We start from the raw sequence: 12780 nt of genomic DNA on the forward strand, positions 1-12780 counted from the left end.
CTCTTCCTCCCTTTGGTCTCGGCGTTACCGCGCGCCGATCGCCTTGAATTTGCGAACCTGTTCGGTGAGCGCCCGCTCCACCGGCAGGCGCTCCATCGAGGAGGCGCCGTAGAAGCCGTGGCACTTGCGCGTGTGTTTCATGATGAAGTCGGCGTCGGCGGGCTCGGCGATCGGGCCGCCATGGGCCAGAACCAATATGTCCGGATTGACACTGAGGGCGGCTGCCGCCCAGGTGTCGATCTGTTCCGGGCAGTCTTCGAGCTTCGGCGCAGTATGCGCACCGATAGCGCCGCCGGTGGTGAGGCCGAGATGGCAGACGATGATATCGGCGCCCGCGATCGCCATTGCCGCGGCTTCGCTCTCGCTAAACACATAGGGCGTCGTCAGCATGTCCTTGTCGCGCGCCTTGGCGATCATGTCGATCTCCAACGCATAGGACATTCCGGTTTCCTCGAGATTGGCGCGGAATACGCCGTCGATCAGGCCGACGGTCGGAAAGTTCTGCACGCCGGCAAAGCCCAGCGCCTTCAACTGATCGAGAAAACTGTCCATGTCGCGGAACGGATCGGTGCCGTTGACGCCGGCCAATACCGGCGTCCGGGTGACGACGGGGAGCACTTCGCCGGCCATCTCCAGCACGATCGCGTTGGCGTCACCATAGGGCATCAGGCCGGCGAGGGAGCCGCGTCCTGCCATGCGGTAGCGGCCGGAATTGTAGATCACGATCAGGTCGACGCCGCCCGCTTCCTCGCATTTGGCCGATAGCCCAGTGCCGGCGCCGCCGCCGACGATCGGCTCGCCCTTGGCGGCCATGTTGCGAAACTTCTTCAGGATGGCTGAACGTTCGAACTTCGCCATGGTCACCTCGCGACTTTCCGACGTGTCCCCGGGCGTCCGACCAGAGGACGGAGCGCGTTGACAATGGCGGATGCAAATTCGGGTTCGTTGATGTGGCGCCTGATGCGGATGAGCTGGCGGTTGCCGGTCTGGCGCACGCTGCGTTCCAGCGCTGTAAACAGCGCCGCGTCGGCTTCCGGATCCCAGAACGGCTGGTCAGGGGCGTCGAGCGCGGAGACGCCGCCTTCCGGCAGGAAGAAGCGCACCGGCCCGTCCATCCGGTTCAGTCTTTCGCCGATCCAGCGCCCGATGCGGTCGTTCTCTTCCGGCGTGGTGCGCATCAAGGTCACCTGCGGATTGTGAACGTGGAATTTGCGCTGGCGGTAGCGTTCGGGAATGCTGTCGGGCGCACCGAAATTGACCATGTCGAGCGCGCCGGCCGAGCCGATGAAGGGCACGCGGCTGCGGATGATCGCGCCAAAGCGGTCGTCGGTTGCCGGGAACACGCCGCCCATCAGGAGATCGCAGACTTCCGTCGTCGTCAGATCGACGACGGCCGCGAGCATTCCGGAATCGACCAGCTTTTCCATCGAGCGGCCGCCGACGCCGGTGGCGTGGAAGACGAGACATTCGAAGTCATTGCGGAGTTCGGCCGCGATCTTCTGCACGGCCGGTGTTGTCACGCCGAACATGGTGATGCCGACAGCGGGCAACGCAACCCGTGCGTCACGCTCGGCCGCGCTTTGATTGTCGAGGCGCGCCTTCACCATGCCGGCGATGGCGTTGGCGCCGTTGGCGAGCACGGCACGCGAGATCGAGTTGAGGCCCTGCACGTCGGTGACCGAATACATCATCGTGATATCGGCAGGCCCGACATAAGGACCGACATCTCCCGACGCGACGGATGAGATGATGAGTTTCGGCACGCCAACGGGAAGGCCGCGCATGCCGGGTGCGACCAACGAGGCGCCGCCGGAGCCGCCGGCTGAAATGATGCCTGCGACATTGCCTTGACGGCGCAGCCAATTGGCGAAGGCATCGGCCATTGCCGTCACCGACGCGCCGCGATCGGAGCCGAACACGCTTGACCCGCCGCGCCCATGGTTGAGCGCAATTTCCTGGGCAGAGACGTCGCAGGTGGAGAGCTTGCCGCTGGTGGACACATCGACCAGGCGCGTCCGCAAACCGTGACCGGCGATCACGTCGCGAATGAAGCGCAGCTCCTCGCCCTTGGTATCGAGGGTACCAACCACGAGAACGACCGGTGGCCCGGACACGGTTTGAGCGATGGCACCGGCTTGGCGTTTCTGCCGTGCGACGTCTTCAATCCGGGTGACGCCCGTCGAAAGCGTGCGCGCGGCTGCCTCGATGCGCGCAATCGGTGCCGGCTGCGACCAGCGCGTCGGCAGCGTGGGATTGGAGATATAGATCCGGATTGGCGCCGTGGTCGGGGCGCGCGGCGGGGAGGGACGCGCCTTGTCCTCGGCGCCTGCACCGGTGGGTTCGATATCCGCTTCCAGCTCGGCGTGGACACCAACGACGCCAACACCGAGCAGACGTTGCTGCAACTCGCGGTCGGCGGCAAGGCGCGCGGAGTCGATGATGCGATTGATGCGGCCATTGACCATGATCGCGACATTCTTCGAAATCGCCGTGGCGACGCCGATATTCTGCTCGATCACCAGCACCGACATCTCGCCGTCTTCGGCAAGCCGCACCAGCATTTCCTCGACCTGGGCGACGATGACAGGCGCAAGGCCTTCGGTCGGCTCGTCCATGATGAGGAGATGCGGATTTGTCAGAAGCGCGCGTGAGATCGCCAGCATCTGCTGTTCGCCGCCCGAGAGCTGGGCGCCGCCATGGGCCTTGCGTTCGGCAAGGCGGGGAAATGTCTCGTAGATGCGATCGATGGTCCAGGCGCCGCGCCGCATCCCGGCCGCCAGCCGCAGATGTTCGTCCACGCTGAGCGAGCGCCACAGCCGCCGCCCTTGCGGAACGTAGCCGACACCTGCTTGCGCGATCCGCGCCGGGCTGTGGCGGGTGATGTCTTCGCCGCGGACCCGAACCGAACCACCGCTCGCCCGCAGCAAGCCCATGATGGTCTTGCACAGCGTGGTCTTGCCCATGCCATTGCGACCGACCACGGAGAACACACCAGAATCCAGCGTCAGCTCGACGCCCTGCAGCGCATGAGAATGGCCGTAGTAAACGTCGAGGCCCCGGACTTCGAGCGCAGGTGCGGAGCGGCTGAAATCACTCATGGCCGGCCCCCAGATAGAGTTCCTGCACCTCGGGGTCGGCTTCGATCTCGTGCGGCAGGCCTTCCTTGAAGACACGGCCGTTGTGCATCATCGTGACGCTTTCGACGACGCGAAGCGCGACATCCATATCGTGCTCGATGATGATGTAGCCGATATGGGCGGGCAGCGAGGTCAGGATATCGATCAATTCGCGCCGCTCGGTAGGTGACAGGCCCGCGGCCGGTTCATCGAACAGGATAAAGCGTGGCGCCCCGGCGAGCGCGAGCGCGATCTCGAGCTGCCGCTGCTGGCCATGGGCGAGTTCCGCGACCCGCTGCTCCCTGACCGATGCCAGATGCACCGCCTGGATCAGCGCCTCTGTCGCATGCATGAGGGCATCGTTCGCTCCCGGGCGCAGCGGCGAGAATCGCCCGCGCGAAACGCCGCGGCAGGCGAGGTAGACGTTGTCCCTCACCGTAAGGCCAGGGAACAGTGCTGATATCTGGTACGTGCGGCGCAAGCCGCGCCTGATACGCTCGTAGGGCGGGAAGTGGGTGATGTCCTCGCCGAAGAACCGGATGGTGCCGGAGGACGGCGGAAAGTCCCCGGTCACGCAGTTGAACAGCGTGGTCTTGCCGGCGCCGTTGGAGCCGAGCACGGCGCGGCGTTCGCCCGGGCGAACCGTGATGGTGACGTCGGTCAGCGCCGCGAGCGCGCCGAACAGCCGCGTTACGCCGCGCAGCTCCAGCGCGGCGCCGGCGCCGACAGCAGAAAAGCGTGGCGCGGCGCTATCCATGGCCGTGGCCTCCGCCCGCGCGTTTATCGACGGCCGCTGCACCGCGGCGCCACCGCTCCCATAGCCCGATCACCCCGTCCGACGACCAGAACACGATAGCGAGGAAGCCGATGCCGATCAGCAGCCGGAAGCGGTTGCCGTCGAGCCCTAACTTGACCAATAGATCGAGCGCGAAGGTACGCAGGATGACGAAAATGAAGGCGCCGATGAAGGGCCCGATGGGACGGGTGATGCCGCCGACCACGGCGATGATCAGGATGTCGATGCAGGCGCCGACGCTGACCGAGCCGGGCGAAATCTGCCGGTAGTTCCAGACCTGCAACACGCCGCCGAGTGCGGCGATGAAGGCCGCAAAGGCGTAGGCCGCCACGCGGTGCGCGTTGACGTTATAGCCGAGCGCCGCCATGCGGCGGGGATTGTCGCGCACGCCCTGCAGCGCGAGGCCGAAAGGCGCGCGCGAGACATATTGAACGGCGAAATAACAGAACGCCGCGACGCCCAGCGTGACGTAATAGAAGGGGATGTCGGAGCGCCAGTCGACACCCCAGAATTTCGGCGTCGCGATGGTGTTGATGCCGGTGTGACCGCCGAAGATCGGCCAGTTCTGGTTGGTGAAATAGTAGAAGGCCGCGCCGATCGCGAGCGTGATCATGATGGTGTAGATGCCCTCGGTCCGCACCGCGAGCGCGCCGCCGAGCGTGCCGAAGGCAGTGGCCAGAATGAGCGCCATCGGCGTTGCGAGCCACCACGGCCAGCCGAGGCTGATATTGGTGTTGGCGCTCATGCCGAACACCGCGACCATGTAGGCGGCAAAGCCGGCGACGGTGAGCTGCATCAGGCTGACCATGCCGCCATAGCCCGCCAGGAACATCAGGCTGAGCGCGACGGTCCCGAGGATCAGCGTCGTGGCAAAGATCTCGATCAGGAAGAAGCCGTTGGCGATGAACGGCATGATCAAGAGGATCACGGCCACCAGCCAGACAGCCGGCTTGTTGAATTCCGGCCATGCCAACAACGCCGCTCGCACTTTTGCCGGCTGACTAGTCTGAGGATGGGCGCCCTGGACCAACGACATGTCAGCGCCTCGCAAGGAGGCCCTGCGGCCGCAGCGCCAGCACCAGCACCATGATCAGGAAGGTCACGACGATCGCATAAGTCGGGATGTAGACGGAGCCGAGCTGCTCGGCGAGGCCGATGATGACGGCGCCCAGCGCCGCGCCCGGGATCGATCCCATGCCCCCGACAATGACGACGACGAGGGAAGCGAGCAGAAAGCGGGTATCCTCGCCGGGCGAAAGCGACTGAAATGTTCCGCCGACGACGCCCGCGATGCCGGCAAGGCCGGCGCCAAGCGCGAACACGGCAACGAATACGAGCTGGATCGGCACACCGGTCGCCGCGAGCATGTCGCGGTCATCGACGCCAGCGCGTACCATCATGCCGACGCGGGTTCGGTTGAGCGCCAGCCACATCGCGATGCCGATCACGATCGCCGCGACCAGGATCACGAGCCGCACCAGCGGATAACGCAAATAGACCGCCTCACCCGACGATCTCACCGCGGTGACCAGCGGCAATTCGATCGGGCCGACCAGCCAGCTCGGCGTCTGGATCTGATAAAAGTCACCACCGAAGGCCCACAGCATCAGATCGGCAAACACGATCGAGAGGCCGATCGTGACCATGGTCTGGCGCAGATCCTGCCCTTCCATGCGGCGGAAGACGGCGATCTGCAGGACGATGCCGACCAGCGCCACACCGAGAAATGCGATGATGAAACCGAGCACCCATGAACCGGTCCAGGCGCTGATGGCGTAACCGATGTAGCCGCCGAACAGATAAAGCGAGCCATGCGCCAGATTGACGTTGCGCATCAGCCCGAAGATGAGCGTGAAGCCGCTGGCCACCAGGAAGTAAAGGCTGCCGAGCGTGATGCCGTTGAATAGGGCGTTGAGAAAGACCCGCTTCCTGCCGATCGCCTCTTCGAGGCCGGGTGGCCAGACGGCAAGGATCAGCCACAACAGCACCGCGACCGCAATCAGCAGGATCAGCGCCCATGCCGGATGGCGTTCGATGAATCGTGTCACGGTAGCAGCCCGGCCGTCGCCATACCGTCCTCCCAGACGCCGCGGCCGTTTCGGCTCGCGTTTGGGGCATCCTAGCGGCGCCGCGAACCTTGCACTTGATTGTCAGTATCTTTTCGCGCCGGATGCGCTCAAGGGCGCAAGACTTTGGCGGCGCGGCGGTATTCAGTCGGCGCCATCCCGACATTGGCTGCGAAGAAGCGGGTGAAACCGCTCTGGGAGGAGAAGCCGAGATCGAAGCCGATATCGGCGATCGGCACTTCGGTCGCGACCAGTGCGTCCAGCGCCTGTTCCATGATCAGTGTATTGAGATAGAGGTTCGGGGTGACGCCGGTCTGCGTGCGGAACAGCCGGTAGAAGTGCGGGCGTGACAGCCCGGAGGCCCTCGCGATCGAATCCAGTTCGATCTCGGCGCCCGGGCTTTCGGACATCAGCTTGATGGATTTGCGGACGCGAAAATCGGTGACGGCAGTGGCGGCGCGCGTCTCCTGCACCGGCTCGGACGTCTGCCAGCTTTCGTCATAACAACTGTCGATCAACTGCCTGAGTTCGCAGTCGAGGCTGCTCAGCGAAGGTGCGCCGCACACCAGCGCGGCAGAGCGGCGAATATGCCTGTCGAGCGTGGCCGTGCGCTTGAAGCAGGTGCGGCCGAACCGCAGGCTGTGGGCCCGGGCCGCGTCGGGGGCGAACCATTCGGCGTTGACGTAAAGCACGAAGAAGATCGCGCCGTTCTCCATGTCCGTCGGGACAAAGTTGTGCGGTTCCCAGGGGTTGACGGCAACAATGGAGTCTTCCGCAAGCAGCCATCGCTCGTCGCACACATCGATGCGCGCTGGCGTTCCACCGACATGAAAAATCAGGTGCCCTTCGCGATGCGCGTGCATGTTGAAGGGGCGGTTCAACTGATAGACCGTCGCGCGACCGAACCGGCCGTGGAAGACGGCGAGAGCCTTGCTCATGCCTTCCCTCCCCCGGGATGTTCTTGTCTTTTCAACCAGCGTTCAACATCCGCCGCGAGAATGCAAGGGAAGATCAGATGCTGCCCGGCCGTGCTCGGGCCCCGGCATGACCGGGGCCCGTTCGCACATGCGAAGAGGTCAGTACTTCTTGCACTCCGGAACCGTCCGGCTCGGCAGCCCGATCTTGGAGAACACTGCCGGGTCGTAGCCAAGCGTCTGGTTCACGTTCGGAATGACCTTCACGACCTTGCTGAAGAGGGCGCCTTTGCCGTCATCCACCACTTCGGTGACGAAGTTGGTTCCGATCGCCTGGCGGTTGGAGTCGAGCTTGATCTTGCCATTGGGCGCGTCGAGCTCGATCTTGGCGAGGGCTTCCTTGAGCTTGGCCTGGTTGTTGCTGAGGTCGCCATTGACCTGACGCAGCGCCAGGATGAGCGCCATCGTCGAGTTGTAGTAGTTGGTGGCGAGCAGTGACGGGCTGGGGAACCGCTTGTTCGGCGGGAAGGCGTCCTGATAAGCCTTCACGAATTTCTGCCAGCCCGCATCCTCCCACGTATCGGCCTGGCCGCTCGCGGCGATCGTGCCGAGCAGCGCATTCTTGGCGTTACCCTTGGCGGAGAGGATGGTCTGGTCGACCATGATCGAGCCGCCCATCAGATGCGCCTTGCCGCCGGCCTGCTGATATTGGTTCAGGAAATTGACGGCATCCGCGCCGCCAAGGCCGAGATAGATTGCGTCGACGTCGTCGGGCAGGGCGGCGATGACGGAGGCAAAGTCCTTGGTGCCGAGCGGCACCCATTGCCGGTTGGTAACCTGTCCGCCGGCCCCGCAGAACTCGAGCACAAGCCCGAACACCTGGGTGTAGATGAACGAATAGTCTTCGCCCACCGTTGCGATTTTTCGGTAACCCTTGGTTTCGTAAGCGTACTTGCCGAGGCCCACCTGCCACTGGGCGCCGTCCATGTTGTAGCGGAAGAAGTTCGGCGCCGGATCGACGTAAGTGGTTTCCTGCGCGCCGGAAGCAGCATTCACAAAGGTCAGCTCGGGGCGCGTCTTGGCAAAATTCTTGACTGCGATGCCTTCGTCTCCGGACAACGGCGAGAGCAGGATCTGGACCTTGTCCTGTTCGATCAGCTTGCGCACGGCGCGGACGGCGGAGTCCGGCGTGGCATCCGTCGAAGCGATGACGAATTCGATTTCCTTGTCGCCGACCTTCTTGCCCAGCGTGTTGATCGCCGTCTGGTGCCCGCGGATTCCGTCCTCGCCGAGCACCGTATAGGTGCCTTCAAGGGTCGCGGTGACGCCGACCTTGATCTTCTCTTGAGCTAAGGCGGCGCCGGAAAGCAACAGGCTGCTCAGCGCGACAAGTCCCGCACAGCTTCTAAACATCGAACCCCTCCCTTGTATCGCCAGTTTTTCTATAGGTCGTTCCGAAATCGTCATGCCCTTCACAATGCATTGCGACCGGGACCGCCGGGCGAAAACTAGCCGATGACTGGGGCGACGCGCGCAGCTTCGCCTGCTGCAACTTGACCGGTAGTCTCATTTTGCATGCTGCGCCGCGACGAGATGCCGAGGCTGGCGAAGCCAGCGGAGCCTAGCCGGTCCGCCCCCAGCCACGGAGCCAAAGCGCAGATGCGACGATGCCCCCGGAAACGATCGAGCCCGCGGCAACGGTAATGAAGAGCTCCCGCAATCCGCCGCCAAGATAGGCAACGACGAGCCAGCCAATTCCCGCCGCGACGAGTAGCCGGACGGTTCCCCCGAGAACCGGCCACATCACGCGGCCTGCGCCTTGGCCTGCGAAATAGAGCAACATGCCGAGACCCGCCACGCCGTAGAAGGGCGCTACGTTACGGAAATAGATCGAGCCGGCGGCCAGAACCTCGGGCTCCGTGCTGAACAGCGTCAGCCAGGCGTGTGGAAATATCGTCACGACAAGTCCGAGGAGCTCGGTGACACCGGCCGCAAAAAACGCGGCAATCCAGGCGATGCGCTCCGCCCTCTTGATCTGGCCCGCGCCAATGTTGACCCCGACCATCGTGAGCGCCGCGCTGCCAAGCGCAAAGAGCACGGGAATCTGGATGTAATCGAGGCGGGACGCTATTCCGTAGCCTGCGATGGCGTCAGTGCCGAACAGCCCGACGGCGCCGGTGACCAGGACGACCGTCAGATTGGACTGAATGGTGCCGATGGCCGACAAGCCGCCGACGCCAAGAATATCGCCGAGCTGCCGCCACTTGATGAGGCGCACGGCGAACGGCAGGCGCAACGAGGCGCGGGCGGAGCGCATGTAGACGATCAACACGAGCGCACCGACGAGATAGTAGACGACGACGGCAACGCCGGCTCCCGCTACGCCGAGCTGCGGAAAGGGGCCCCAGCCGAAGATCAAGGCCGGTGAAAGCGGAAGCAGCACGAACACGCCCAGCAGAATGACGGCCGCCGGCGCGACCGTATTGCCTGCGCCACGAAGAGCCGCCGCCAGAAGGCTGACGATCCAGACAAAGATCGCTCCGAAGAAGACAACGTGGCCATATTCGAGAGCCGCGCCGAGGGCTCCTGCCTGACCGCCGAGCAAGCGGTAGATGGCCTCGCCGAACAGCCATTCGGCGGCGGCAAAGATCACGCCGAAAGCAATGGCGAGAACGAGTGCGTTGAGCGCCAGCGCCTCGGCTTCCGCCACTTTGCCGGCGCCCATCGCACGCGCGATTGCCGATGCGACACCACCACCGATGCCGCCGTTCGACATCATCTGCATCAGCATGAAGACCGGAAACACCAGGCTGACGCCCGCCAGCGCTTCCGTCCCGAGAAAGCTGACGAAATAGGTCTCCGCGACCCCGACCAGGGTTTGCACGACCATGACCACGAGCGTCGGCAGAGCGAGCGTCAGGAGCGTCGGCAGCACGGGGCCCTCGAGCATCGCGCTCTGCTTGACCTTTGCCGCTTCGTTTTCTTTCAGGCTACTGCCGGCCACGGCCACCGGTCGCGGCAAGGAGGGTTGTTGGGGTGTCAGGGTTGTCATCATCGGCTCGGCAGGTCTCGAATAAATTCCACCAGCGCGGTGCTGACCTCGTTCGGCCGCTCCTGCTGGGTCCAGTGGCCGCAGCCGGACAGCATCTGAATCTTGCGCAGGCCGGGAACGAAGTTCTTCTGGTTGGCGAGCAACTGGTCCGTTCCGGGAAACGAGAGCAGGAAGTCATGATCGCCCGCGATATAGAGCGCCGGTACAGACACTTGCATGCCGGCCACAGCACCCGTGATTTCCCAGTTGCGATCGATGTTGCGGTAATAATTGAGCGCGCCCCGGAAGCCGGTTCGCCTGAACTCCTCGCCATAAAAGTCGATGTCGCTTTCGCTGATCCAGGATGGCAGGATTTTGGGGGCGCCGGGTCCTTGCAGAAATCCGCCGCCCTTCGGCACCATGCCAAGGTTCGGCGCGGGCCCGCCCGCAGCGACGGCCGCGCGGGCCGCGGCTACGCCATCGCCGGACGCCCCGAACAGCATGTTGCGAATGGTCGCGCGCGGATCGCGCCCTAATTCCGCCTCGGCCGGTCCGGGCTCCATGAAATAGAGCTGGTAGAATTGCGCCGTCTCCGTGCGCGGCATCAGACTGGTCGGCGCCACTTTGCTGCGCGGGCGGAACGGGACGCTGAGGGCTGCGACCGCCCGGAAGCGGTCGGGCCGCATGAGAGCTGCCTGCCAGGCAATGCTGGCACCCCAATCATGACCGGCGATGACGGCGGTCGCCGCGCCCAAGGCATCAAGAATACCCACCACGTCGCCTACGAGATGCAGGATCGTGTATTGATCGATCGCTTGCGGCGCGTCGCTCTTGCCGTAACCACGCAGGTCCGGAGCGACGACACGGAAGCCGGCGGCGGCAAGCGCATCGATCTGATGCCGCCAGGAGAACCAGGATTCGGGAAAGCCGTGCACCAGCAGCACCAGCGGTCCCTCGCCCTGTTCGGCAATATTGATGCGGATACCGTTGCATTCGATGATCCGTTGCGTGGTCTTGCTCATTTTTCCATCCCGCTCCGAAGTTGCTGCTGATGCGTTTGACGAGATCGCGCCTGGCGCAACTCGCAATGCGAGCGGTGCCAGTGCCGCCGCTAGTAGCTGACGTCTGTTCATGGACTTTCCTCAGGCTAAGCCGGCAGCGAGTGGGTGAACGCCGCCGATCTTTACCGTCACGACCAGTTTTGGTACTGTCTGGTACCCAATGAGCGATGTATGGTACCGCTGGGTACCGAGTCAAGAGGGAAATGACATCGATGAGTCGGAAGATGAAGCCGCGCGAAGAAGAAGCCGATTGCGCCGCAGTCCGGAAGCGGATTCTCGGCGCGGCCCTTTCGGCCTTCATGGAGGACGGCTATGCGCAGACCAGCACGCTGGAGATTGCGACGCGCGCACGCGTGTCAAAACGCGAGCTTTATTCGCTGTTCGGCAACAAGGAAGCGATGCTGGTCGCCTGCATCACCGAGCGCGCCCGGCGGTTGAAAGCGCCGGCCGATCTGCCCGAGTTGCGCGACAGGGAAACCCTGGCCAACGCGCTTACCGCTTTTGGAACGAGGCTTCTGACGGAAACGACCGATCCGGTCGTCGTTGCTGTGTTCCGGCTGGCGATATCCGAAACAGTGCACGCGCCAAAGGTTGCACAAGCGCTGGATTCGATCGCTCGCCGGCCTACGCGTGATTCATTGCGAGAGATCATGGCAAACGCCAAGTCAGCCAGTCTTTGCGATGGCGATCCTGCCGCGATGGCCGAACAATTCTCGGGGCTGCTCTGGGGCGACCTGATGACCGGCCTGCTGCTTCAAGTGGCCGATCGCCCGACTGCCGGCGAGATCGCGCGGCGGGCCCGTGCGGCAACGACCGGGTTTCTAGACATCTATCCGAAGCCCAGGTGAAATCACCTGTCTCCGCCGGCACCGTCGCCGGTACGCTCGCCATCCCGGATGATCTGTCGTTTTGGCTTGACCGCCGTGTGCGATATTTCTACGTCCATCCGACCCACCTGCGCATGGAGAAGGTCCGCCGTGGCATTTGAACTGTTCAATCTGGCCGGCAAACGAGCACTCGTCACAGGATCGTCCCAGGGGATCGGTCTTGCCATCGCGCGAGGGCTCGCCGAGCATGGCGCCTCCGTGGTCCTGAATGGACGGGAGCGCAGCAAGCTTGAAGCCGCCGCCGCAAGCTTGACCGCAGCCGGGCACAAGGTTGCGGTCGCCGGTTTCGATGTCACCGTGGCCGACGATGTCCGCGAAGGAGTTGCGACAATCGAACGGACGGATGGGGCGATCGATATTCTCGTCAACAACGCCGGCATGCAGTTTCGTACGCCGCTTGAGGATTTTCCGGCGGAGAAATGGGAGCAATTGCTCAGGACCAATGTCTCGAGCGCCTTCTACGTCGGCCAGGCTGTCGCGCGCCACATGATCCCGCGCGCAAAGGGCAAGATCATCAACATCGCGTCGGTTCAGAGCGAGTTGGCCCGCCCGGGCATTGCCCCGTACACCGCTACCAAGGGAGCGATCAAGAACCTGACGCGCGGCATGTGCGCCGATTGGGCCAGGCACGGACTGCAGATCAATGCCATCGCGCCGGGTTACTTCAAGACCCCGCTGAATCAAGCACTGGTCGACGATCCCCAGTTTTCAGCGTGGCTGGAGAAGCGGACGCCGGCCTCGCGCTGGGGCGACGTGGACGAACTGATCGGCGCCGCCGTCTTTCTGTCGGGAGATGCCTCGTCCTTCGTCAACGGGCATACGCTCTACGTCGACGGCGGCATCACGACCTGTCTTTAATTGTTGGCGCTTCTTTCACGCCGCCCGGCACAAGTCTTCAAGAAGCGTTTC

At 63.8% G+C, this 12780-nt stretch carries 12 protein-coding genes; 3 read left to right on the forward strand and 9 right to left on the reverse strand.

The genetic code is table 11. From position 1 onward, the window contains the following. Window positions 1-24 precede the first annotated feature (24 nt). The 9 genes from KJQ96_RS25980 to KJQ96_RS26020 form a co-directional block, all read right to left on the reverse strand. Complete coding sequence (locus KJQ96_RS25980) at window positions 25-858, reverse strand: phosphoenolpyruvate hydrolase family protein (protein WP_028347174.1); 834 nt, start codon at window positions 856-858, stop codon at window positions 25-27. A 2-nt stretch (window positions 859-860) separates the two neighbouring features. After that, window positions 861-3098: an ABC transporter permease gene (locus tag KJQ96_RS25985; RefSeq protein ID WP_213289248.1), complete on the reverse strand. Its 2238-nt coding sequence runs from the start codon at window positions 3096-3098 to the stop codon at window positions 861-863. Beyond that, on the reverse strand, window positions 3091-3873 hold the full coding sequence (locus KJQ96_RS25990) for an ABC transporter ATP-binding protein (RefSeq protein WP_213289249.1): 783 nt from the start codon (window positions 3871-3873) through the stop codon (window positions 3091-3093). The genes KJQ96_RS25985 and KJQ96_RS25990 overlap by 8 nt, the downstream gene beginning before the upstream one ends. Further along, window positions 3866-4948, reverse strand: a complete 1083-nt coding sequence (locus KJQ96_RS25995; RefSeq protein ID WP_213289250.1) for a branched-chain amino acid ABC transporter permease — start codon at window positions 4946-4948, stop codon at window positions 3866-3868. The genes KJQ96_RS25990 and KJQ96_RS25995 overlap by 8 nt, the downstream gene beginning before the upstream one ends. A 1-nt stretch (window position 4949) precedes the next feature. Further along, window positions 4950-5960: a branched-chain amino acid ABC transporter permease gene (locus KJQ96_RS26000; RefSeq protein WP_213289251.1), complete on the reverse strand. Its 1011-nt coding sequence runs from the start codon at window positions 5958-5960 to the stop codon at window positions 4950-4952. Window positions 5961-6088: 128 nt separating this feature from the next. Then, complete coding sequence (locus tag KJQ96_RS26005; RefSeq protein WP_213289252.1) at window positions 6089-6916, reverse strand: AraC family transcriptional regulator; 828 nt, start codon at window positions 6914-6916, stop codon at window positions 6089-6091. A gap of 138 nt (window positions 6917-7054) precedes the next feature. Beyond that, window positions 7055-8305 carry an ABC transporter substrate-binding protein gene (locus KJQ96_RS26010; protein WP_213289253.1) on the reverse strand — a complete coding sequence of 417 codons (1251 nt, stop codon included), beginning with the start codon at window positions 8303-8305 and terminating at the stop codon, window positions 7055-7057. Window positions 8306-8513: 208 nt separating this feature from the next. After that, complete coding sequence (locus tag KJQ96_RS26015; protein ID WP_249734510.1) at window positions 8514-9944, reverse strand: MATE family efflux transporter; 1431 nt, start codon at window positions 9942-9944, stop codon at window positions 8514-8516. Next, window positions 9944-10945, reverse strand: a complete 1002-nt coding sequence (locus KJQ96_RS26020; RefSeq protein ID WP_213289254.1) for an alpha/beta fold hydrolase — start codon at window positions 10943-10945, stop codon at window positions 9944-9946. The genes KJQ96_RS26015 and KJQ96_RS26020 overlap by 1 nt, the downstream gene beginning before the upstream one ends. 251 nt (window positions 10946-11196) lie before the next feature. Here KJQ96_RS26020 and KJQ96_RS26025 point away from each other — a divergent pair, with 251 nt between their 5' ends. From KJQ96_RS26025 to KJQ96_RS26035, 3 genes are read left to right on the forward strand one after another with little or no spacing between them, the layout of a single operon-like run. Further along, window positions 11197-11832, forward strand: a complete 636-nt coding sequence (locus KJQ96_RS26025; protein ID WP_249734512.1) for a TetR/AcrR family transcriptional regulator — start codon at window positions 11197-11199, stop codon at window positions 11830-11832. Then, window positions 11829-11972 carry a hypothetical protein gene (locus tag KJQ96_RS26030; RefSeq protein ID WP_213289255.1) on the forward strand — a complete coding sequence of 48 codons (144 nt, stop codon included), beginning with the start codon at window positions 11829-11831 and terminating at the stop codon, window positions 11970-11972. The genes KJQ96_RS26025 and KJQ96_RS26030 overlap by 4 nt, the downstream gene beginning before the upstream one ends. Next, window positions 11962-12729 carry an SDR family oxidoreductase gene (locus KJQ96_RS26035; RefSeq protein ID WP_213289256.1) on the forward strand — a complete coding sequence of 256 codons (768 nt, stop codon included), beginning with the start codon at window positions 11962-11964 and terminating at the stop codon, window positions 12727-12729. The genes KJQ96_RS26030 and KJQ96_RS26035 overlap by 11 nt, the downstream gene beginning before the upstream one ends. Window positions 12730-12780 lie beyond the last annotated feature (51 nt).

The sequence above is a fragment of the Bradyrhizobium sp. sGM-13 genome (assembly GCF_018398875.1).
Classification (GTDB): domain Bacteria; phylum Pseudomonadota; class Alphaproteobacteria; order Rhizobiales; family Xanthobacteraceae; genus Bradyrhizobium.